This is a genomic window from Cellulomonas sp. URHD0024 (assembly GCF_000426185.1).
GTDB lineage: Bacteria > Actinomycetota > Actinomycetes > Actinomycetales > Cellulomonadaceae > Cellulomonas.
Window position 1 is genome coordinate 273198 of record NZ_KE384506.1, and the last position, 21473, is coordinate 294670.

Here is a 21473-nt window from a genome sequence, read left to right on the forward strand (position 1 = left end):
TGGTCCGAAACGCCCAGTTGTGGTCAACTTCCGGTGTGAACTCGACCCAGTCTGACCGGCCCGTCCAGAACACCAAGGCCCTGGGCTACATCTCGATCGGCATCCTCGTCATCTTCGTGGTGCTCCTGATCCTCCGGGGCGTCGCCACGTTCGACGGCGAGCCTCACCCCGGGCTGGACTACGTCTTCTTCGTGGGCATCATCTTCGCGTTGATCTTCTTCGCCACCCTCGCGGTGAAGTTCCTGTTCCTCGGCGACGACGAGGACTGACGCCGAACGCACGAGAGCCGCGCGATCCCCCGGGGATCGCGCGGCTCTCGTTCATCGGGAAGGGTCAGACGGCCACGGCAGAGTCCGCCGGCAGGTCGTCCTTCTTGGCAGAGATGAGCGTCGCCGCAGCGGCCAGGCCCACGAACATCAGCACGGCCCCGCCGAGGTAGGCGACGTGATAGCCGGCCACCCGGGCGGTCTCGACCATCGCCTGCGTCGCCTCCGCGCCACCCGCAAGCTCGGTGAGCTTCGACGCGGTCGCGCTGATCGCGAACGTGCTCAGCAGGGCGAGGCCGAGCGAGCCGCCCACCTGCTGGGACGTGTTGAGCAGCGCGCTGGCGACGCCGGCGTCGTGCTTGCCGACCCCGACGAGCGCCGTGCTCGACGCGGGGATGAAGACGGCCGCCATGCCGAGGCTCATGATCGTGATGGCGGGAAGGACCGTCGTGACGTACGACGAGTCCGGCGTGGTCCGCAGGAGCAGCAGCATGCCGGCGATGGCCATCGAGATGCCGATCAGCATCAGCGGCCGTGGGCCGACCCGCGGCAGGAGCTGCGACACGACGCCGGCGCCCACGATGATGCCGATGCTGAACGGCAGGAACGCGAACCCGGCCCTGAGCGGGGTGTAGCCCAGGATGTTCTGGAAGTAGAGCGTCATGAACAAGAACATCGAGAACAGCCCGGCACCGATCATCAGGAACACGATGTAGGAGCCGCCGCGGTTGCGGTCGAGCACGATGCGCATGGGCAGCAGCGGGTTCTTCACGCGCGTCTCGACGATCACGAACGCGACGAGCGCCACGACGGCGATGGTCAGGAGGGTCACGACGGTCGGGTCGGTCCAACCCACCGTTCCGCTGCCGTCGGCCTTCGGCTTGGAGGCCTCCGTGAAGCCGTACACGAGGGTCGCCAGGCCGACGCTGGAGAGGATGGCGCCGGGGATGTCGAGGTGCCGATCGCCGGGCGCCTTGGACTCCTGGACGTACTTGATGCCGAGGAAGAGGGTGATTAGGGCGATCGGAAGGTTGACGTAGAGGCACCAGCGCCAGCCGAGGTACTCCGTGAGGATCCCGCCGAGGATCAGGCCGATGGCCGCTCCACCGCCGGAGATCGCGCCGAAGACGCCGAACGCCTTCGCGCGGTCGCGCCCCTCGGTGAAGGTGACGGTGATGAGGGCGAGCGACGCCGGCGCCAGCAGCGCACCGAACGCGCCCTGCAGAGCGCGAGCAGCGAACAGCAGCGACTCGGACTGTGCGGCACCGCCGAGCCCGGAGGCCACCGCGAAGCCGACCAGACCGATGAGGAAGGCTCGCTTGCGACCGATGTAGTCGGCGATGCGACCCCCGAGCAGCAGCAGCCCGCCGAACGCGAGCGTGTAGGCCGTGATGGCCCAGGAGATGTCCTGCGCCGGGATGCCGAGGTCCTCGGCGGCGGATGGCAGAGCGATGTTCATGATCGCGGAGTCGAGCACGATCATCAGCTGCGCGATGGCGATGACGCCGAGGATCACCCAGCGACGACGGTCGTGCGCGGCGGCGGCAAGGGCAGCGTCGTCGAGTGGTGACTCGACCGCGTCGGCGGTCGTGAGGGCAGGTTCGGACACAGCAAACTCCGATGTGCGAAGGGGGTGGCGGCGTCGCCGAAGGTGGGACCGTCAACGGTCCGGAGGAGCAGGACCCGAAATTCCTCACCCGGGCGGCCTACGGCCAGTGCATCAGCCGATGCATCCGAGGGTCAAGGAATTTGTCTTCGCTCCGAGCGAATTCTCTCAGGCTCCTCTCAGCGCCTGAACCACGACGGTCATGCACCCCGAACGCCGTCGCACGACAGAAAGATTCCTCGTCGACTGGGTGGAAACGCCCAGTGAAGGGGCAGGTCACAGCCCGCTTTGGAGGAGTGGCACCCGCACGGGTAGCCTGTGCAGGTCCTGGAGACGTCGCATAGCCCGGTCTAGTGCGCGACCCTGCTAAGGTCGTGAAGGCGTAAGCCTTCCGTGGGTTCAAATCCCACCGTCTCCGCCAGTTTCGATTCAGGCCCGGTCCCGACGAGGACCGGGCTTTCGTCGTCCTGGCGCGGTTCGGCGGGCGAGCGCCACGTCGCCGGCGATCACCGCGGCCAGCAGCAGGTTCGACACCCAGTTCAGGGTCAGGGGCGTCACGACGGGCCGCAGCAGGAACGCCGCGAGCACCGCCACGACGCCGAGCAGGTGCGTCACGGACCACCGGCCACCGGTCGTCCGTCGGAACAACGCGTTTCCCAGCAGGTAGACGGCCGAGGCGCCGCAGACGAGGCCCGCGGTCCAGGCGTCGGTCGACCCCTCCTCGCCCAGCGGGTGCGCCAGGACGAGCGCGTCAGCCACGGCGGTGAGCACGATGCCGACGATCAGCAGGTAGGGCACGTACGTGTACGCCGTCTGCGCGACCATCCCGGGGTCCTTTTGCGCCGCGAAGAACTCGGTGGCGCGTCGCTCCGACCGGTCGAAGAACAGCAGCCACATGAGCACGGTGCTGACGAAAGCCGCGAGGAACGCGAGGATCGTCGTGACGGAGACCTCCGTCGCCGCGAACGCGCTCCCGGTGACGATGATCGACTCGCCGAGGCTGATGATCAGGAAGAGCGCCACCCGCTCGGCCATGTGCGTGCCGCGCACGGCCCACGTGCTGGGATCCGTCGCGCCCATGAACGGCACCCAGAACAGGGCGCGCGGCCCGGCGACGTCGATCAGCGCCGCAACGACCCACAGCACCAGCCGCTCGTTCCCGTCGACGAACGCACCCGCGATCCAGAACCCGCCCGAGACCGTCAGCCACACGGTGATCCGGCGGAAGTTGTACGCGTTCTCCGGCCAGTGCCGGCCCATCGCGAAGACGGTGAAGAGCGTCCGCCCCAGCTGGATGAGCACGTAGGGGATCGCGAACAGCAGCGCCTTGTCCTCGAAGGCCTCCGGGATCGCCGACGACATCAGCAGGCCCAGCAGCATCAGCACCAGCAGCATCGTGCGGACGGGGACCTTGTCGGGGTCCAGCCAGTTGGTCACCCAGGTGGTGTCGATCCACAGCCACCACACCGCCCAGCCGAGCACGAGCGTCTGGACGAGCGTGCGCCCGTCGGTGTGGTGGATGAGCATGTGGGAGAGCTGGGTCACCGCGAACACGAACACCAGGTCGAAGAACAGCTCGATGTAGCCGACCCTGCTCGAGTCCTCGCCGGCGCCGTGCCGCAGCACGTCGGACCGCATCCCCCGACGGCCGCCGCCCGTGCCCAGGCGTGTGAGGTCCGTCATGCGCGCGATCCTGCCACCCGTGCGGTTTGGGCGTCGGGCTCACGACCTGTATCGTCATCTCCGGTCCTGCGGGACCAGCGCGCCCGTAGCTCAATGGATAGAGCATCTGACTACGGATCAGAAGGTTGGGGGTTCGAGTCCCTTCGGGCGCACGTAGTCCCTGACGAGAGCCTGGCCCATCGGCCGGGCTCTCGTTCGTTTCTCCCTCCGTCCGGCGAACGCCGGTAGCCTCTGGTCTGCGGCGGGATCGCAGGAGCCGCCCGCCGGGGAACAGGGGCGATCCGTGCAGGATCTGTTGAGCAGCGTGACCCGTGCGGTCGTCGCTGCGGCGGCTCGTCGGCCGGACACCGCCGAGCGGCTCGCCGTCGTCGTCATCGCGCTCCAGCAGGACTACCCGTCGGGCGCACAGGACGACGACGAGCGGTTCGCGGGCGTGGTCGAGTGCTTCCAGCTCTCGGACGCGGCCGCGGCTCTGCTCGCGGTGGCGGTCGCGCCGACCCTGGACCCCACGTTCGGCCAGGCCTACGACCTGCTGACCGGCCGGACGCTCGGCGGTCGGGTGACCGTGGCGCTGGCCCTGGAGCTGGCCGGCCTCGGCACTGCGAGCGTCGAGAGCTCGGCGGAGCTCCACGCGTCCGCGCCGTTGCGGAACGTCGGCCTGGTCGAGATGACCGGGGACGGCGGCTGGCTGGACCGGACGCTGGGCGTCGCCGACCGGCTCCGTGGGCACCTGGTCGGCGATGACGACGCCGAGCCCTCGGTCGCCGCCGTCGCCATGGACGTCCTCGCCTACCGCACCCCCACTTCGGACCAGCTCGCTCGGGCGCTCCTGGGCGGGCAGCCGCTGACGTGGGTGCACGGTCCGCTGGGCAGTGCCGGGGTGGCTGTCGCTGCCGCCGCGTTCGCCGCGGCCGGCGCCGAGTGCCTGGTCGTCGACGCCCGGCTCGCTCCCCAGAACGACGTGGTGCACGTCCTGAGGTCCGTGGTCCTCGAGGCTGGGCTGATGGGCGCCGGCGTCGTCGTCGCGGGGGGCGATGCCGTGCTCTCGGCCGGCTCGCCCGCGGTTCAGGTCCTCGCCTCGTCGCCTGTGCCGGTCGTCGCCGTGGGGAGCAGCGCCTGGCCGCCCGACCTCCTCGCCACGACCCCCCTGGCGATCGCCGCGCCATTCCTGAGCGCCGCCGACCGTGCGGCCGTCTGGGGCGCGGCCCTGACGGAGCCGGTCGAGGTCAGCTCGGCGCGATCGGTGGTCGGTCTGCGGCTCAGCCCGGAGGAGATCCTGCAGACCACCCGCTACGCGCGGCTCCTGGCCGAGGCCCGCGACCAGCCGATATCGGAGGAGCTGCTGCGTGACGCGGCCCGGACCGTGGGCTCGGGCAACGCCGCCACCGGACTGACCGTCGGTCAGATCTCGCAGGGCGCGATGGCCTCGTCGTTCGCCGACCTCGTGCTCCCAGAACGCGTCGAGGCGGACCTGGTGCGGCTCGTGCGGTGGGCGGAGCGTCGTCCGGAGGTCATGGCGCGAGGCACGTTGCACAACAAGGCAGGCAAGGGCGGTGGTCTGGCGGCACTGTTCTCCGGCTCGCCCGGTACCGGCAAGACGCTGGCGGCGCACGTGGTCGCCGACGAGCTCGGCGTCGACCTGATGCAGATCGACCTCTCGGCGATCGTCGACAAGTACATCGGCGAGACCGAGAAGAACCTCGAGAAGGTGTTCCGCGCCGCCGAGAGCCGCAACGTGGTGCTGTTCTTCGACGAGGCCGACGCGTTGTTCGGCAGCCGTTCGGCGGTGCAGGACGCCCACGACCGGTACGCCAACCAGGAGGTCTCCTACCTGCTGCAGCGCATGGAGCACTTCGACGGCATCACGGTGCTCGCCACGAACCTGCGCGGAAACCTCGACAAGGCCTTCCTGCGACGCATGCAGTTCATCGTGCACTTTCCCGACCCCGACCAGGAGACCCGGCGGCGACTGTGGGCGCAGCACCTCGCGCAGGCCGGGGAAGACGACGCCGACGACCCGGTCGACCTGGACGGGCTCGCCGCGGACCTCGAGCTGGCTGGGGGCGACATCCGCAACATCGTGGTCGCGGCGTCCTATGACGCTGCGGTCGCCGGGCGACCGGTAGGCCAGCAGCTCGTCGCGGCGGCGGCGGCCCGGGAGTACCAGAAGCTGGGCCGACGAGCTCCGACACTTTCCTGACAACTCGGACATGGCGGCGGTAGCGTTCAGGTGTCGTCCACGGGGGAGCGCCGAGATGAAGACCTTCGAAGAGTCGCGGCTGAGGGCCGCACCCGCGAACGTCGAGCCGGGCAGGACGGAACCCGTCGCCCAGCCGACACAGCGGATCGTCGTCGCCCGGCCCGTCGTCGGCGGGCTCGCCTTCCCCGCACAGCGCTCGTCCGGCGCCCCGCTGCCCGAGGGGCTGCGGACCGGGGTCGAGCAGCTCTCGGGCGTGTCGCTCGACGGCGTGACGGTCCACTACGACTCGGACCGGCCGGCCCAGGTCGGCGCTCTCGCCTACACGCAGGGCAGCGAGATCCACGTCGGTCCCGGCCAGGAGGAGCACCTGCCCCACGAGGCGTGGCACGTGGTGCAGCAGGCCCAGGGCAGAGTCCGGCCGACAATGCAGCTGAAGGGCACGACCCGGGTGAACGACGACCACGGGCTCGAGCACGAGGCGGACGTGATGGGCGCGCGGGCCGTTCGGTGGCAGCGCGGCGGAACGCGCTTGCTCACGGCGTCACAGCTGCAGAAGGGGCCGGCCGCCACCAGCACCGCGGCTGTGCAGATGGTTCGGATCATCAAGAAGGGGATCGGATCGCCCACCGACCGGACACCCAAGTCCTGGCCCGACGAGGGGAAGATCCCCGAGGGGTTTCGGCTCGCCAAACCGGCGGAGATTCTTGCCTACACGGGCAAGGACGAGGGGGTGCTCGCCGAGCAGAAGAAGCTCAAGGCCTCCGCTGACCGCAAGAAGACGCGCAAGGAGCGACGCAGCAAGGTCCCCAGTGCGCGCCTACCGAGTGCGGGGACGAATCGAGAAGTCAATTTCCCGGTCGTGGTGCAGGGTGCCGACGGGATCGCGAACCTGGTGTACCGCGGTATGAGCCCCGACAATGTCAAGAACATGCTCTCCGAGAACGACATAGTGTTCCGGACCCAGACTCTCGGTGGGACGGACACACCGGTCCAGCAGATCGTCGACGACAGCGTGACGTCTCCGTACCTCTCCTTCGAGGCCGAGGGCCTGGGCGTGAGTGCCGGAAAGTATGCGCCCAAGCCGGTCGACGCCAAGAACCGACCTAAGGGCGTCGACATCAAGGATGGCGGCTTCCTCAAGGGGAAGAAGTCGTACACGACGGACGCGCGAGAAGAGTCCGAGCTGAAGAAGGAGAAGCGACTCGGCTACGTCGGCGGCATAGCATCCAGCCCGGACCATGTCGACCTCTCGACCAAAGAGAAGGCTGAGAAGGCGATACCCAAGGGCAGCGTGGAGGAGCAGAAACGAAGAAAGGCGATCAATATCGCGGTTTCTGACAAGGAGGTGCTCGTCAAGCCTGGCCCAGGAATTCCCCAGGCGGGGCTCCTCTTCGTGGCCAAGGTGAAGGAGGTCGACGAAGCCTACTTCCTGAAGAACGTCATCCACCAGAAACCCAAGATGGCGCTCGGCTTCTTCCGCCCGAGGGACAAGAAGCCGATCTACACGAAGATCGAGATCATCAAGGGTGACTACTCGTTCACGATCCCAGCGGAGATGAAGCGCAACGACGAGGACAGCGAGAGCGAGATGTCCGAGATCGAGGACATGAACTTCGACTTCTCCGAGGATGAGACGGAAGACGAGAAGAAGGACGAGAAGAAGACCGACTGACCGTCGTCGAGGTGCGCGGGGCCGCCAAACGACGGAGGCCCGCCCTCTCAGTGGGCGGGCCTCCGTCGTCGTGAGGTCAGATGCGGCGGCGGCCGATCCCACGACCCGGGGTCACGGCGGCGGCGACCACGGCGGTCTTCGCGATCGGCGCCGGCCCGGGAGACGAGACGACGGCGGCGACGGCGGCCGTCTTGGCGACGGGGTGGCCGATGACACCGACCCGTCCGATGCGTGCGGGGCGAAGCGGCATGTCAGGCTCCTTCGAGCTGGTCGGCCTCGATCGAGGCGATGATGGCTTGGATCGGGATGCGTCCGTCGGCGATCAGCTGACCACCGGCTCGGCGTGCGGCCGACGCGAACGGCGCCGCCCAGAGGTTCTCGTAGATCAGGACGCCGGCCACACTCCCCGGGTCCATGGCGTTGGCCAGCTTGTCGACGTCCTCGGCCGCCAGCAGCTCAGCCAGCTCGGCCTCGATCGCCTCGAGCTCGCCGAGCTCGGGGATGTCGGACAGCTCGGCCGCGTCGACGGACCCGTCCTCGTTCTTGGTCAGGATCAGCACGTCGATCACCCGGATGGTGCCGGCCCGCACGAGTGCCAGCAGCTCCTCGACCATCTCCCCGGTGAAGTTCTGCTCACCCGCCGGAAACTCGACGACGACATAGTCCACGGGGCCTAGCTCGTCCAGCGACGTCACGGTCATCGTTCATCCTCTGCCTTGATGGGGCGCCGCCTTCACGGGGCGTCGACCCGGAGAAATCGGGCGGATCGTGCAGGCTCACAGTGGCACGCGGACGCTGCTGCGACCAGGGGGTCGGGCAACTCGGCGTATGGACCGGTCGCGCGCCCGAGGTTAGGGTCCGACGAGGTCAGATGGGCTGGTCAGACGGGTCACCGGCACGAGCCGAGGTCCGCAGCACGAGGGATCGGAACGCACGTGGCGAGTACCGAGGTCGTTCTGTCCGACGCCGAGCCTCGGGTGGCCGGGCAGCGCCCGGAGCCGCACCCGATCGACGACCGGTGGCCGGACCGGATCGCCGCCGCGATGTTCGTGGCGCTCGCTCTCGTCCTGGTCGCAGCGGTCGTCCCCGCACTGCGCGCGTACTTCGGCTCCGGGCACGACGTCGTCTCGGTGCTCACCATCCCGATCATCCCGAACGTCGTCTACGCGGCGCTCCTGGCGAGCATCGGCGTCGCCCTCAACCGCCGGCTTCGCGCCGCGTGGTGGCTGCTCGTCGTCTGGTGGATCGTCCTCCCGCAGCTGGCACGGCTCACCGAGATGCTCGACGGCGGATCGTGGCTCAACGCGGTCGGGTTCGTGCTGATGAGCGCGGTGCTGGTCCAGCTCTGGCGCTGCCGCGGCCAGTTCCGTGCGCGCACGAGGCGCGGCTCGTTCTGGGCCGCGACCGCGTTCTTCCTCGTCGGCGGGGCCGTGATCCTGTTCGTCGGCACCTGGTTGGTGACCCGGTTCGGACACACCAGCGGCGCGGGCTCGTCGGTCTACTTCGTCTGGGACAGCATGCTCGGCGACCTGGGCCTGACGGACCAGGCCAGCAAGGCGACGGCGCCGTTCTGGGTGCGCGCGGTGATCAACCTGATCGGCGCCGTGGTGGTCCTCGGCTCGGCGTACCTGCTGTTCCGGACGCCTCGGTACACCCACACGCTCGACGCGGCCGACGAGGCCCGCGTGCGCACCCTCCTGCGCGACTTCGGCTCGGAGGACTCGCTGGGGTACTTCGCCACCCGTCGCGACAAGTCGGTGCTCTGGGACACCGGCGACGCGAACACCGCGCGGGCAGGGATCTCCTACCGGGTCGTCGGATCAGTGAGCCTCGCCAGCGGCAATCCCGTCGGCGACCCGCTGCGGTGGCCCGCGGCGATCGAGGCCTGGCGGCGGCAGGCCCGCACCAACGGCTGGTCGCTGGCCGTGATGGGTGCGGGCGGTGCTGGGGCGCTGGCCTACACCGAGGCGGGACTGAAGGCGTGGGAGATCGGCGACGAGGCGATCCTCGACCTGCGGACCTTCTCGCTGACCGGCCCGGGCATGAAGGCGGTCCGGCAGTCGGTGGCGCGCCTGCAGCGCCGGGGCTACACCACGCGCGTCGAGCGGCACTCCGCGCTGGACACCGGCCGCTTCACGGCGCTCGACGCGGCGGCGGCGCGGTGGCGTGGGGACGGTGGCGACGAGCGCGGCTTCTCGATGGCGCTGGGCCGGCTCGGCGACGACCTGGACGACGACTGCGTGCTGGTCGAGGCGATCGACGAGGAGGGGCGTCTGCGCGGGTTCCTCAGCTTCGTCCCGTGGGGCCGCAACGGGTTGTCGCTCGACCTGATGCGGCGCGACCCCACGGCCGACAACGGGCTGGTCGAGCTCATGGTCTCCGCGCTGGCGGAGCGGGCCGCGGCGTTCGGCGCCGGCCGGCTCTCGCTGAACTTCGCGATGTTCCGCGAGGCGTTCGAGCGCGGCGCCGAAGTGGGCGCCGGGCCGATCGCGCGCCTGTGGCGGTCGTCGCTGGTGCTGGCCAGCCGGAACTGGCAGCTGGAGTCGCTCTACCGGTCGAACGCGAAGTACCAGCCGGACTGGCAGCCGCGGTTCATCTGCTTCGAGTACGCGTCGGACCTGCCGCGGATCGGGACGGCCGCCGGCAGCGCCGAGGGGTTCCTCACGCGGCCGAGGCTGCGGCTGCTCAACCGTCGCGGGAAGGCCGTGGGTGCCGGGGACGTCGAGCGGGCTGCGCTCGACTACGCAGCCCAGGTGGAGGCGCGGATCCCGCAGGCTCCGGACCCGGTCGAGCTCGCGCTCGCGGCCGACCACCTGCCCGAGCAGCAGCGCGTCCGCCGGGACAAGGCCGACCGGCTGCGCGCCCGCGGCATCGACCCCTACCCGGTGACGTACCCGCGGACGCACACGTTGGCGGAGGTCCGCACCGGGCACCCCGACCTGCCGCCGGGCGCGGCCACGGGTGTCGTCGTGTCGGTCGCGGCGCGCGTGATCCGCAAGCGCGACGGGGGGCGGCTGGGCTTCGGCACGCTCCGCGACGGTTCCGGCGACCTGCAGGTCATGGTCGACGCCCGTGACGTCAGCGCCGAGGATCTCGAGCTCTGGAGGCACGACGTCGACCTCGGCGACCACATCGGGGTGACCGGCGAAGTCGTCGCGACGAAGCGCGGCGAGCTGTCCGTCCGGGCGTCGTCACTGGCCATGACCAGCAAGTCGCTGCGCCCGCTGCCCGACAAGCACCACGGCCTGACCGACCCCGAGGCGCGCGTCCGTTCGCGGTACGTCGACCTGATCGTCCGACCGGCGGCCCGCGACATCGCCTACACGCGGGCGACCGTGGTGCGCAGCGTGCGCGACTCGCTGCACGCCCGTGGGTTCACCGAGGTCGAGACGCCGATCCTGCAGGTGATCCACGGCGGTGCCAACGCCCGGCCGTTCGAGACCCACATGAACGCGTTCGACATGGACCTCTACCTCCGCATCGCGACGGAGCTGCACCTCAAGCGGCTGCTCGTGGGCGGCATGGAGAAGGTGTTCGAGGTCGGGCGGCAGTTCCGCAACGAGGGCGTCGACTTCAAGCACAACCCGGAGTTCACGTCGCTGGAGCTGTACGAGACGTACGGCGACTACACCACGATGCGTGTGCTGACGCAGGAGCTCATCCAGGAAGCCGCGACCGCCGTGCACGGGTCGCCGGTCGCGCGACGTCCTGATGCGGCCGGCAAGATCCAGGAGTTCGACCTGTCTGGCACGTGGCCGGTCAAGACGATCTGCGAGGCGGTCTCGGAGAAGCTGGGGGACGAGATCACGGCGGACACGCCGGTCCAGGTGCTCCAGCGGCACGCCTCGGCCATCGGCCTCGAGCTCGACCAGGACGCCTCGTGGGCGGTGGTGCTCGAGGAGATCTACGGACTGCTGTGCGAGAGCACCACCACGACGCCGGTGTTCTACACGGACTTCCCCAAGGAGAGCTCGCCGCTCACACGACAGCACCGCGTCGACCCCCGCCTGGCCGAGAAGTGGGACCTGGTGATCTTCGCCTCCGAGCAGGGCACCGCCTACTCCGAGCTGGTCGACCCGATGGACCAGCGTCGACGGCTCGTCGAGCAGTCGCTGCTCGCCGCGGCCGGGAACGTCGAGGCCATGCAGGTGGACGAGGACTTCCTCACGGCCCTGGAGTACGGGATGCCGCCGACCGGCGGCATGGGCATGGGGATCGACCGGCTCGTCATGAACCTGACGGGCCTGAGCATCCGGGACACCATCCTGTTTCCGCTGGTCCGTCCCAGTTCCTGAGGCCGTCGTTCACTCGCACGGCACACGCCGTCCGCACCTCGCCGATGCGATCGTGGTGGTTCGCCGCGCGGTCTCGTGCGGGCAGGTCTAGGGGGTCTGGTGCGTCGTCGACTTCTCGTCCTTCTGGTGGGCACCGTGCTTGCCGGAGCCGCCAGCGGATGTGCCGCGCAGGGAGCCCCACCCGAGCCGCCCGGTGGCCGTGCGATGGCGCTCTCCGCCGTGCGGGTGCCGTCCGACTCCGCCACCGGCGCCGCCACGGCGAAGGACCCCGCGACCGCGCAGGACCCCGCGACCGCCACCGACCCCGCGACCGCGACCGACCCCGCGACGGCACCGGCAACTGCGACGCCGCCCCCGGTCGAACCGTTCAACGCCGCCACGATCAGCGCGCGCCTCGCCGCCGCCGAGGCCGCCGTGACGGGCTTCAACTTCACGATGGCGCTGAACGACCCGACCGCGGGGAGCGTGGCGATGCACGGTTCCATGGTGGTCACGGCGACCGGTCATGACATGGCCATGGCCGGTACGACGCCGTCCGGCCCGATGGAGATCCGGTTCGTCGACTCGATGGTCTACGTGAAGCTCAACTCCGCGACCCACGACAAGTTCATGGCCCTCGACCCGAACGACCCGAGCAACTCGATCGAGGACCTCACCGACTTCGACAAGATGCTCGACCAGCCGACCGACGCGGACAGTGCGGCCATCACCGCCGTCGTCGCGGTCGGAGGGCCCGAGCAGATGGACGGGGTGACGGTCCAGCGCTACGACGTCACGTACGACACGACGAAGATCCCTGCGCCGGTCGACGGCCAGTCCGTGCCACCGACCCTGACCTACTCGTACTGGATCGGACCGGACGACCTGCCGCGCAAGATGAGCTTCTCGTTGGACGCCTACTCGGTCCAGATCGGCTACAGCGGCTTCGGCGCACCGACTCCCGTGGTCGCCCCGCCCGCCGACCAGCTCACCGCGATCCCCGGCGCATCGGCGTCGTCCTGACGCGGGCTGGCGATCCTGTTCCCACCGGTTCGCCCCGGTTCCCGAGGCCGTCGTTCACTCGCACGGCACATGCCGTCCGCAGTCGTCGGGTGGGACCGTGGAGCATCACCGCGCGCTCGCGCGGGATACGTCCCGGGGGGCTCGTGGTGCGTCGTCGACTTCTCGCCGTTCCGGTGGCAGCCGCGCTGGTCGCAGGAGCTGCCGGTGGATGCGCCGGGCCGGCCCCGACCCCAGATCCCCCCGGCGCGCAGGCGATGGCCCTGACCGCGGTGCGGGTGCCGCTCGAGGCCTCGGGCGCCCCCGGCTCGCCGGCGGATCCTGCGGTGCCGCAGGGGCCGGAGCCTTCCCACGGTTCGACGACGGCTCCTCAGCCCACACCGAAGCCGCAGTCCACACTGAATCCGCAGACCACACCGCAGCCACAGCCCGAGCCGATCACCGCCGCGACGTTCACCGCCCGCCTCACAGCCGCCGAGGCGGCTGTCTCCGGCTTCACCTTCACGATGACGCTGAACGACCCGAGCGGCGACGCTCTGGTTCTGAAGGGGTCGCTGGTGACGACCGCTGCGGGCCACGACTGGGCGATGGCGGGAGTGACGCCCTCCGGGACGCTCGACTTCCGCGTCATCGGCTCGAAGGTCTACATGGCGCAGGGCGAGTCCGCGGACGGAAAGTTCCTCCTGTTCGACCCGAACGCCCCGGAGTACGCCGAGGCCGGCATGACCGGTATCGACGGGATGGTGGGCCAGCCGACAGGCGCAACCAGCGACGCCATCACGATGCTCAGCCTGGTACCGCCGTCCGTGCAGCTCGACGGAGCGACCGTCCAGCGCTACGACGTCACGTACGACACGTCGAAGGTCGCGTCACCCATCAACGACGACGGGACGCCGGCGCCTCCGACGATCACCTACTCGTTCTGGCTGGGCTCAGACGACCTGCCGCGCAAGATGCGGTACACCCAGGGCGCGTACTCAGCCGAGGTGACCTACAGCGGCTTCGGTGCCCCGGGGCCCGTCGTCACCCCGTCGGCCGACCAGATCCTGGATCTGTCGGCAGTCGCGTCGACGTGGGAGTGACGCGGCAGACAGGCGATGAGGCATATTGAGCATGTGCCCACCACGTCGCAGATCCGGGTCTTTCTTCTCGACGACCATGAGGTCGTCCGTCAGGGCCTGCTGCGGCTGATCGACGCCGACCCGGACATGTCCGTCGTGGGCGAGGCGTCGACGGTCGCCGAGGCCCTGGTGCGGGCACCAGTCGCGAAGGCCGACGTGGCGCTTCTCGACGTGCGGCTTCCCGACGGCAGCGGGGTCGAGGTGTGCCGCGAGCTCTCGTCGTCGGACAGCGGGCTGCGGTGCCTGATGCTCACGTCCTACGAAGACGACGAGGCGCTCCTGGCCGCCATCACCGCGGGTGCCGCAGGCTACGTGCTCAAGGAGATCCGCGGGCCGCAGCTGCTCGACTCGATCCGCGCCGTCGCTGCGGGCCGGTCGTTGATCGACCCCGCCACCAAGGCGCGCGTGCTCGAGCGCGTCCGCGAGTCCCAGGGCCACGACGCACGTCTCGACCTGCTCACGCCCCAGGAGAGCGCGGTGCTGGACCTCATCGGCGAGGGCCTGACCAACCGCGAGATCGCCGGCAAGATGTTCCTGGCGGAGAAGACGGTCAAGAACTACATCTCGAGCCTGCTCGCCAAGCTCGGCGTCCGCGGCCGCACGCAGGCGGCCCTGTTCATCGCCGAACAGCACCGAGCAACAGACCGCTGAGGCTCACGCCCCAGGTGTACGCCCGGTCCAGCTCGCCGTCGCGGAGCGGACCCTTGAGGCCCTCCACCCAGAAGCTCTCCGCCTCTGCTGTCAGCTCGAACCCGCCCTTGTTGAGCAGGCGCCACGCTCCGACCGCCGCCGATCCCGGCACGTGCGGGCTGTGGATGCGGGTGTCGAACGTCGCCGAGTAGACCGGCCGGTTCGGCGGCTCCAGCTGGTGCAGCCACTCGCGGACGCCGGTCGTCGGGCACGTCGTCGGGAGACCTGCCTTCGCCTGCGCATCCTGGCGGGTGGACGGCCGGCTCATGCCGAAGGCCTGCGTCGGGCCGCCGACCACCAGGAGCTGCAGAGACGGGGGCAGGCTCGTCGGCGCCACGTCGACGCGCCGCAACGCCGCGTCCTCGACGTGGTCCGCCAGGCCGCGCCACACGGCCTCGGCGACCATGCCCGTGTTCCCGAACGACGACTCGTACACGACAAGTGCTCGCATCGTCTCCACCTCCCTGTGTCGCTTTTCAGTGTTCGGCGCGGCCCCCCGTGCCCCCAGGGCCGAACGACCCTGATCCGGCGGCTTATGCTCCGAGCATGGATCGCGACGAGCGCCTCGAGGAGCTGATGAGCGCCGTCGTCTCGCTCTCCTCGACGCTGGACATCTCCACGGTGCTCGAGCGCCTGGTCGAGGCCGGATGCCACCTGACGGGCGCGCGCTACGGCGCGCTCGGCGTGCTGGGGGAGCACGGTGGTCTCGTCGAGTTCGTGCACCGCGGCATCGACGACGAGACGGTGGCGCTGATCGGTCCGCTGCCCACGGGTCAGGGCGTCCTCGGCCACCTGAGCACCAGCCCGCACCCGATCCGGTTGCACGAGCTCGCCGAGCATGAGGACTCCGTCGGCTTCCCGGCGCACCACCCGCCCATGCACACGTTCCTCGGCGTGCCGGTCATGGCTCGGGGGGAGATCTTCGGCAACCTCTACCTCACCGAGAAGCACAACGCCGCCGGCGAGCCGCGCGACTTCACGGCACGCGACGAACAGCTCGCGACGGCTCTCGCGGCCGCGGCCGGCGTTGCGGTGGGTCACGCCCGGGCCTACCGGCGCGCTCGCGAGCACGAGCTCTGGCTCGAGGCCGCTGCCGCCTGCAGCGAGGCGCTGACCAGCGGGATCCCGCGCGCTGACGCGCTGGCGACGGTCCGTGCCCGGGTCGCGGCGGTGGCGGAGGCCTCCGCGGTCATGCTCCACGACGACCTCCCGCCCGGTCTGGAGGCGGATCTCGTCGGCCATGCCCCGGTGCTGCGCCGGATGTCGGACGGTCAGGATCTCGGACTCGACGGACCCGTCTGGGTGCTCGCCATGCCGCTGCGGAGCGCCGAGCGCTGGGTCGCCGCGCTCACGGCGTGCTGGCCCGGGCCGGAGGGCGATGCCGGACCGCAGGTGGACCTGTCCAGCGTCGCCGGGTTCGCCGAGCAGCTCGCGCTCGCCTTGGACGTCGCCGAGGCGCAGGCCGACCGCGCACGGCTGGCGGTGCTCGAGGAGCGCGAGCGCATCGCCCGCGACCTGCACGACATGGTGATCCAGCGGCTGTTCGCGATCGGCCTGGCCGTGCAGGGTGCCGCGCAGGACGCCGTCCGTCCGGACGTCACGCAACGGCTCGAGAGCGCCGTGGACGACCTCGACGAGACCATCAAGGACGTCCGGACAACGATCTTCCGGCTCGGCGCGCGAGGCGGGTCGACCACCGGCCTGCGGCACGCGGTCGACGCCGAGGTGGTGCGCTCGCGCCAGACGCTGGGCTTCCTCCCGCGCCTGCGCATCGAGGGCGTCACGGCGACCGTCCCCGACAACATCAGCGCGGACACGGTCGCGGTCGTCCGGGAGGCGCTCGCCAACGTCGCCCGGCACGCGCGCGCCCGTGAGGTCGTCGTCCGACTGTTCATCGGCGCCGACGTGCTGGTCGAGGTTCAGGACGACGGCGTCGGTGTCCCCGAGCACGTCACCCGCCGGAGCGGTCTGGCCAACCTCGAGGAGCGGGCACGTCGTCGCGGCGGCTCGATGAGCGTGAACCCGGTCGACGACGGAGGCACGCTCCTGGCCTGGACGGTCCCGCTGCTTCCTGCCTGAGGCGCCACCTCAGGCACACACCCTCGTGCTCAGCCCTGCCCGTGCACCACCAGCACCGGGCACGTGGCGGAACGCACCACGTCGGTGCTCACGGACCCCAGCAGCATCCCGCGGAAGCTGCCGAGCCCGCGCGTGCCCACCACGAGCAGCGCTGCCTCGCGCGCGATCCCCACCAGCGCGGTCGCCGGGTCGTCGTCGACGAGCTCGAGCCGGACCTCCAGCCCGGGGTTCTCGCGCACCAGCGAGTCCTGGACGCGGCGTGCTGCCCGGTGTGTCGGGTCGTCGACGTCGTGCGTGGACAACGGCGGAACGCTGCCCGTGCTGTACGGGTCGGGGACGGTCGGCCGGGCGTGCACGAGGACGAGCGTGCGGCCTCGCATCCACGCCTCGCGGGCCGCGACACGGGCCGCCTCGATCGACGCCGACGAGCCGTCGACGCCGACCACGATGGGCGCCTCCGGCGGGGTCGGCAGGTCGGGGGCGTGCCGGACGACGGCGACCGGGCAGCGTGCGTGGGCCGCCAGGTGCGCCCCGAGCACACCGGTGCGTCCCCGGGCGCTGGGCTGTCCGGCGCCGACCACGACAAGCTGGGCATCCGTGCTGAGGTCGCGCAGCTCGGGGATGGCCGGCCCGTGCCGCACGTCGACGGAGATCTCCAGGCTCGGGTGTCGCCTGCCCTCGCGCTGCTGCAGCCGGGACAGGTAGCCCTTCGCCTCGATCTCGGCGTCGGCCACGTCGATCACCGGGTAGGTGCCCCACCAGCTGGACATCCAGGGGGTGTCGACGACCTGGGTCAGGACCACCGAGGCGCGCCGGCGCACCGCCTCCGCAACGCCCCACGCGAGGGTTCCCGCACTGTGGGCCGCACCGTCCAGAGCGATGACGACGGATCCGTCGGTACGCATGGGAGCCTCCTCGATCCCCGCGGGGGCGCACGACAAGTCGTCGTGGACTCTTCCCGCTGACCTCGAGACTGCACCCCGGGGTGGTGGCCCGTCCCGGGACCAACGGCCCTGACCAGGGCGCTGGAACCGTTCTCACGAGAGGACGTTCGGCCCTAACTGCCTCCTGTGGCGGCCCCGCACAGTTGACCCATCGGAACACCACCCCGGGGTCAACAGACCCCCCGCAATGAGGAGAAGGTCCCATGGCCACCACCCACCACCCCGAGGTTGTGACATCGCAGCGCGTGGCGACGTCCGGACAGGGCGTCATGTCCTCCGTACGCCAGCCTGACGGTGTGGTGCGCATCCTGGGCATCCTGACGATGATCGCTGGGGCGGTCTTCCTCATCGCCGGTGGTGTCACCTGGGGAGCGGTCTCCTCGAACCTCAAGGCCGAGAAGATCACCGTCTCGCCGGACGCCGCGCACTTCGGCGGCGCCGCCGTCGACACGCCGTGGGAGGCCTTCTCGCAGGCGGACATCATCAAGCACCACTCGCTCAAGGCGACCGGCGGCCAGACCTACGCCGAGGTCAGCTCGCAGGCCAAGGCGCTCGGTGACAAGCTGACCGCCGACGGTGTGTCGGCCGCCGACCAGGCCGCCAACCCCGACCTCGCGAAGCTCAACGGTCTCAAGCAGGTCGTCATGACCGGCTCGTTCCTGCGGGCCTCGCTGTTCACCTCGGTCGTCGCGTTCGGCGTCGCCGCCCTGGTCATGGGCATCGGCGTGGTCTTCGGCCTCGTCGGCTACGCGATCACCCGGAGCCAGAAGAAGGACGCAGCAGCTGTCGCCTGATCTCCACCAGAGAAGCTGACGGCCTGGTCCGTACCGCAGGACCCGAAGGGCGCGACACCATCCCCAGGTGTCGCGCCCTTCGGCGTCGCGTCAGGCTGCCGCGCGATTCTTCTCGACGCGGTCCTTCACGAACAGGACCGGCAGGAGCAGGGTGGCGAGCATCGTGACGATCCAGACCAGGATCGTGCCGAAGAACCACGCCTGTGCGTCGTCGATCGTGATCGCCCCGTTGATCGCGGTGGCGACGAGCAGCGCGACGAACGTCGAGATGAGCCCGACGGCTCCGGTCAGCGCGCTCGCGTTCTTCGCGGTCGTCTTCAGGAAGAAGGGCGACAGGATGCTCTGCAGCACGGCGAACACGAGCACGGCGATGAGGAACCCCTCCGCCTTCACGTGGAAGCCGTCGACGATCAGGGACGTGAGCCACAGCCCGAGCGCGGACGAGCCGATGAAGATCGCCGTACGAATCAAGAACCGGATCATCGGTGGACCCCTCGTGAGATGAGACCGGCGGCGCGGTCTCTGCGCTTCACCCTAGGGACTGGGGCGTCGTCGGGGAATCCCTCGGCAAACGTGCTGTGACCTGATCGATTGTTGCGAGTGATCGCACTCATGTGCCCGGTTCACGCTCTGCCGCTACCGTGACAAGCGTGACGGACACAACGATTCCCATCGCCACCCGTGAGCACACTGTCGAGGGCTTTGTCCGGGAGTTCCTGAGGGAGCTGAACTTCGGGCAGGGCACCGACCTGACCAAGGCGTCGGTCAACGACAAGTACCTGGCCATGGCCCGCACCGTGCGCCACTACCTCATGGTCCGCTGGCTGGCCACGTTGCGGCGGCAGTACCAGCTGCAGGCCAAGTCGGTGGCGTACCTGTCCGCGGAGTTCCTGCTGGGCCGCCAGCTGGACAACGCGCTGCTGGCCGCGGACCTCGACGAGATCGTCGAGGAGGGCCTCGCGTCGCTGGGCATCGACCTGGCCGAGCTGCGCGACGCCGAGGTCGAGCCGGGCCTGGGCAACGGTGGCCTCGGTCGCCTCGCCGCCTGCTTCATCGACTCCCTCGCGACGATGAACGTGCCCTGCATCGGCTACGGGATCCGGTACGAGTACGGCATCTTCCGCCAGACGTTCGTCGACGGCTGGCAGGTGGAGAAGCCCGACGACTGGCTGACCCTCGGGTCGCCCTGGGAGTTCCCGCACCCCGAGTCCGCCGTGACGGTGGACTTCGGTGGTCACACCGAGACGTACGACGACGGCGGCGTGACGCGTTCTCAGTGGGTGCCGGGCTGGAGCGTCCTCGGCATCCCCTACAACTACATGGTCCCCGGCTTCGAGAACGGCCGCGTCAACACGCTGCGCCTCTGGTCCGCACAGGCGACCCGCGCGTTCGACCTCGAGATCTTCAACGCCGGCGACTACGCGCAGGCCGTGCGCGCGCAGACGTTCGCGGAGAACATCACCAAGGTGCTCTACCCCGAGGACTCGACGCCGCAGGGCAAGGAGCTGCGCCTGCAGCAGCAGTACTTCTTCGTCGCGTGCTCGATCCGCAACTTCCTCGACGAGGTGCTGCCCGAGGGCTTCGACCTGCGCAAGCTGCCCGAGCGGATCATCTTCCAGCTCAACGACACGCACCCGGTCATCGCGATCCCGGAGCTCATGCGGATCCTCGTCGACGAGAAGAAGTGGGAATGGGACGAGGCCTGGGCCGTCACCCAGCAGTGCTTCGCCTACACCTGCCACACGCTGCTGCCCGAGGCTCTGGAGGTCTGGTCCACGGACCTGCTGGGCAAGCTCCTGCCGCGGCACCTCGAGATCATCTACAAGATCAACGAGGAGTTCATGGCGGAGCTGCGCGTCGCCTACCCGGACGACGAGCTCCGCGTGCGACGCATGTCGATCATCGCCGAGTACCCCGAGCGGTCGGTGCGGATGGCCTACCTGGCGACGGTGGCCGGGTCCAAGGTGAACGGCGTCGCAGCCCTGCACTCGCAGCTGCTGCGAGACAAGGTCCTGCACGACTTCTCGGACCACTACCCCGACAAGTTCACCAACGTCACCAACGGCGTCACGCCCCGACGGTTCGTCCGGCTGGCCAACCCGGGCCTCTCGAGCCTGATCACGTCGGCGATCGGTGACGGCTGGGTCACCGACCTGCAACGCCTGCGCGAGCTCGAGCCGTTGGCGGAGGACGCCGACTTCCGTGAGGCGTTCCGTCAGGTCAAGCGCGCCAACAAGCTCAGGCTGGTCGACGTCCTGGCCGACCGGGACGGCATCGCCCTGGATCCCGACACCATGCTCGACGTCATGGTCAAGCGCCTGCACGAGTACAAGCGCCAGACGCTCAAGCTCCTGCACATCGTGACGCTCTACGACCAGGTGCGGTCCGGGCAGCTCGCGATCGAGGACGTCACGCCACGCACCTTCGCGTTCGGCGCCAAGGCGGCCCCGGGCTACCGGATGGCCAAGCAGACCATCGGCCTGATCAACGCCGTCGGCCGGACCATCAACGGCGCCCCCGAGCTCCAGGGCCGGCTGAGCATCGCGTTCCCGGCCAACTACAACGTCACGCTGGCCGAGAAGCTCATTCCCGCGGCGGACCTGTCCGAGCAGATCTCGCTGGCCGGCAAGGAGGCGTCCGGCACCGGCAACATGAAGTTCGCGCTCAACGGAGCCCTGACCATCGGCACCGACGACGGCGCGAACGTCGAGATCCGCGAGCTCGTCGGCGACGACAACTTCTTCCTCTTCGGGCTGCTCGAGCCCGAGGTCGCGGAGATCGTCGATCGCGGCTACCACCCGACCTCCTTCTACGAGTCGAACCGGTCGCTGAGGCAGGCCCTGGACCTCATCGCGTCCGGGCACTTCTCGGACGGCGACCGCGCGACCTTCGAGCCGATCGTGTCCAACCTGCTGTCGGAGGACCGGTTCCTGGTTCTCGCCGACTACCAGGCCTACATCGACGCGCAGGCCCGAGTGGACGTCGCCTACGCCGACACCGAGGGCTGGACGCGGTCCGCCGTGCTCAACGTCGCGCGGTCGGGGTACTTCTCGTCCGACCGCAGCATGCGCGACTACATCGACCGCATCTGGCACACGGAGCCGGTGCTGCCCGGGAGCTGAGC

At 69.8% G+C, this 21473-nt stretch carries 17 protein-coding genes and 2 tRNA genes; 12 read left to right on the top strand and 7 right to left on the bottom strand.

What is annotated here, in order from left to right:
• Positions 1-35 precede the first annotated feature (35 nt).
• Positions 36-269, top strand: a complete 234-nt coding sequence (locus I847_RS0120965) for a hypothetical protein (protein ID WP_028051273.1) — start codon at positions 36-38, stop codon at positions 267-269.
• Between the two features lie 64 nt (positions 270-333).
• Here I847_RS0120965 and I847_RS25205 read toward each other — a convergent pair whose 3' ends face one another.
• Positions 334-1875: an MFS transporter gene (locus I847_RS25205; protein ID WP_051275142.1), complete on the bottom strand. Its 1542-nt coding sequence runs from the start codon at positions 1873-1875 to the stop codon at positions 334-336.
• A 326-nt stretch (positions 1876-2201) separates the two neighbouring features.
• On the opposite strand from I847_RS25205, the gene I847_RS0120975 reads away from it, so the two are divergent.
• Positions 2202-2293 (top strand) — tRNA-Ser (locus I847_RS0120975).
• Between the two features lie 8 nt (positions 2294-2301).
• On the opposite strand, the gene I847_RS25210 is transcribed toward I847_RS0120975, so the two are convergent.
• Complete coding sequence (locus I847_RS25210; protein ID WP_051275143.1) at positions 2302-3555, bottom strand: low temperature requirement protein A; 1254 nt, start codon at positions 3553-3555, stop codon at positions 2302-2304.
• A 79-nt stretch (positions 3556-3634) separates the two neighbouring features.
• On the opposite strand from I847_RS25210, the gene I847_RS0120985 reads away from it, so the two are divergent.
• The 3 genes from I847_RS0120985 to I847_RS26415 all read left to right on the top strand — a co-directional run bounded on the left by I847_RS0120985 (position 3635) and on the right by I847_RS26415 (position 7427).
• Positions 3635-3707 (top strand) — tRNA-Arg (locus I847_RS0120985).
• 152 nt (positions 3708-3859) lie between these two features.
• A complete protein-coding gene (locus tag I847_RS25215; RefSeq protein ID WP_051275144.1) occupies positions 3860-5755 on the top strand; it encodes an ATP-binding protein in 1896 nt (631 codons plus the stop codon).
• Positions 5756-5810: 55 nt separating this feature from the next.
• A complete protein-coding gene (locus I847_RS26415) occupies positions 5811-7427 on the top strand; it encodes a DUF4157 domain-containing protein (RefSeq protein ID WP_081681210.1) in 1617 nt (538 codons plus the stop codon).
• Positions 7428-7503: 76 nt separating this feature from the next.
• Here I847_RS26415 and I847_RS27270 read toward each other — a convergent pair whose 3' ends face one another.
• Positions 7504-7677, bottom strand: coding sequence for a hypothetical protein (locus I847_RS27270; protein ID WP_196804642.1), 174 nt, complete (start codon positions 7675-7677; stop codon positions 7504-7506).
• Position 7678: 1 nt separating this feature from the next.
• Positions 7679-8128 (bottom strand): DUF6325 family protein, encoded by a 450-nt coding sequence (locus I847_RS0121005; protein WP_028051274.1) that lies wholly within the window; start codon positions 8126-8128, stop codon positions 7679-7681.
• A gap of 234 nt (positions 8129-8362) precedes the next feature.
• Here I847_RS0121005 and lysX point away from each other — a divergent pair, with 234 nt between their 5' ends.
• From lysX to I847_RS0121025, 4 genes are all read left to right on the top strand, one after another.
• Complete coding sequence (lysX, locus tag I847_RS25225; protein ID WP_196804643.1) at positions 8363-11722, top strand: bifunctional lysylphosphatidylglycerol synthetase/lysine--tRNA ligase LysX; 3360 nt, start codon at positions 8363-8365, stop codon at positions 11720-11722.
• Between the two features lie 204 nt (positions 11723-11926).
• Positions 11927-12724, top strand: coding sequence for a hypothetical protein (locus I847_RS0121015; RefSeq protein WP_028051275.1), 798 nt, complete (start codon positions 11927-11929; stop codon positions 12722-12724).
• A 146-nt stretch (positions 12725-12870) separates the two neighbouring features.
• Positions 12871-13803, top strand: coding sequence for a hypothetical protein (locus tag I847_RS0121020; RefSeq protein ID WP_155856256.1), 933 nt, complete (start codon positions 12871-12873; stop codon positions 13801-13803).
• A gap of 33 nt (positions 13804-13836) precedes the next feature.
• Positions 13837-14493 (top strand): response regulator transcription factor, encoded by a 657-nt coding sequence (locus I847_RS0121025; protein WP_028051277.1) that lies wholly within the window; start codon positions 13837-13839, stop codon positions 14491-14493.
• Here I847_RS0121025 and I847_RS0121030 read toward each other — a convergent pair.
• Entirely contained in the window at positions 14459-14983 is a 525-nt protein-coding gene (locus I847_RS0121030; protein WP_028051278.1) for a flavodoxin family protein, read from the bottom strand. The genes I847_RS0121025 and I847_RS0121030 overlap by 35 nt on opposite strands.
• A gap of 95 nt (positions 14984-15078) precedes the next feature.
• Between I847_RS0121030 and I847_RS25230 the strand changes: the two genes are divergently transcribed.
• Complete coding sequence (locus I847_RS25230) at positions 15079-16611, top strand: GAF domain-containing sensor histidine kinase (protein ID WP_051275145.1); 1533 nt, start codon at positions 15079-15081, stop codon at positions 16609-16611.
• 29 nt (positions 16612-16640) lie between these two features.
• Here I847_RS25230 and I847_RS26025 read toward each other — a convergent pair whose 3' ends face one another.
• Positions 16641-17516 (bottom strand): universal stress protein, encoded by an 876-nt coding sequence (locus tag I847_RS26025; RefSeq protein ID WP_051275146.1) that lies wholly within the window; start codon positions 17514-17516, stop codon positions 16641-16643.
• Positions 17517-17824: 308 nt separating this feature from the next.
• Here I847_RS26025 and I847_RS0121045 point away from each other — a divergent pair, with 308 nt between their 5' ends.
• The gene (locus I847_RS0121045; protein ID WP_028051279.1) at positions 17825-18349 is read left to right on the top strand and encodes a hypothetical protein; all 525 of its coding nucleotides are present in this window, start codon (positions 17825-17827) and stop codon (positions 18347-18349) included.
• Positions 18350-18439: 90 nt separating this feature from the next.
• On the opposite strand, the gene I847_RS0121050 is transcribed toward I847_RS0121045, so the two are convergent.
• Positions 18440-18832 carry a phage holin family protein gene (locus I847_RS0121050; protein ID WP_028051280.1) on the bottom strand — a complete coding sequence of 131 codons (393 nt, stop codon included), beginning with the start codon at positions 18830-18832 and terminating at the stop codon, positions 18440-18442.
• Between the two features lie 167 nt (positions 18833-18999).
• Here I847_RS0121050 and I847_RS0121055 point away from each other — a divergent pair, with 167 nt between their 5' ends.
• Positions 19000-21471, top strand: a complete 2472-nt coding sequence (locus I847_RS0121055) for a glycogen/starch/alpha-glucan phosphorylase (RefSeq protein ID WP_028051281.1) — start codon at positions 19000-19002, stop codon at positions 21469-21471.
• Positions 21472-21473: the final 2 nt, after the last annotated feature.

Bases quoted from the DNA above. Each gene is read 5' to 3' on its own strand.
- I847_RS0121045 (WP_028051279.1), top strand. From the start codon at position 17,825: ATGTCCTCCGTACGCCAGCCTGACGGTGTGGTGCGCATCCTGGGCATC.
- I847_RS27270 (WP_196804642.1), bottom strand. From the start codon at position 7,677: ATGCCGCTTCGCCCCGCACGCATCGGACGGGTCGGTGTCATCGGCCAC.
- I847_RS25230 (WP_051275145.1), top strand. From the start codon at position 15,079: ATGGATCGCGACGAGCGCCTCGAGGAGCTGATGAGCGCCGTCGTCTCG.
- I847_RS26025 (WP_051275146.1), bottom strand. From the start codon at position 17,516: ATGCGTACCGACGGATCCGTCGTCATCGCTCTGGACGGTGCGGCCCAC.
- I847_RS25210 (WP_051275143.1), bottom strand. From the start codon at position 3,555: ATGACGGACCTCACACGCCTGGGCACGGGCGGCGGCCGTCGGGGGATG.
- I847_RS26415 (WP_081681210.1), top strand. From the start codon at position 5,811: ATGAAGACCTTCGAAGAGTCGCGGCTGAGGGCCGCACCCGCGAACGTC.
- I847_RS0121005 (WP_028051274.1), bottom strand. From the start codon at position 8,128: ATGACCGTGACGTCGCTGGACGAGCTAGGCCCCGTGGACTATGTCGTC.
- I847_RS0121015 (WP_028051275.1), top strand. From the start codon at position 11,927: ATGGCGCTCTCCGCCGTGCGGGTGCCGTCCGACTCCGCCACCGGCGCC.
- I847_RS0121050 (WP_028051280.1), bottom strand. From the start codon at position 18,832: ATGATCCGGTTCTTGATTCGTACGGCGATCTTCATCGGCTCGTCCGCG.
- I847_RS0121030 (WP_028051278.1), bottom strand. From the start codon at position 14,983: ATGCGAGCACTTGTCGTGTACGAGTCGTCGTTCGGGAACACGGGCATG.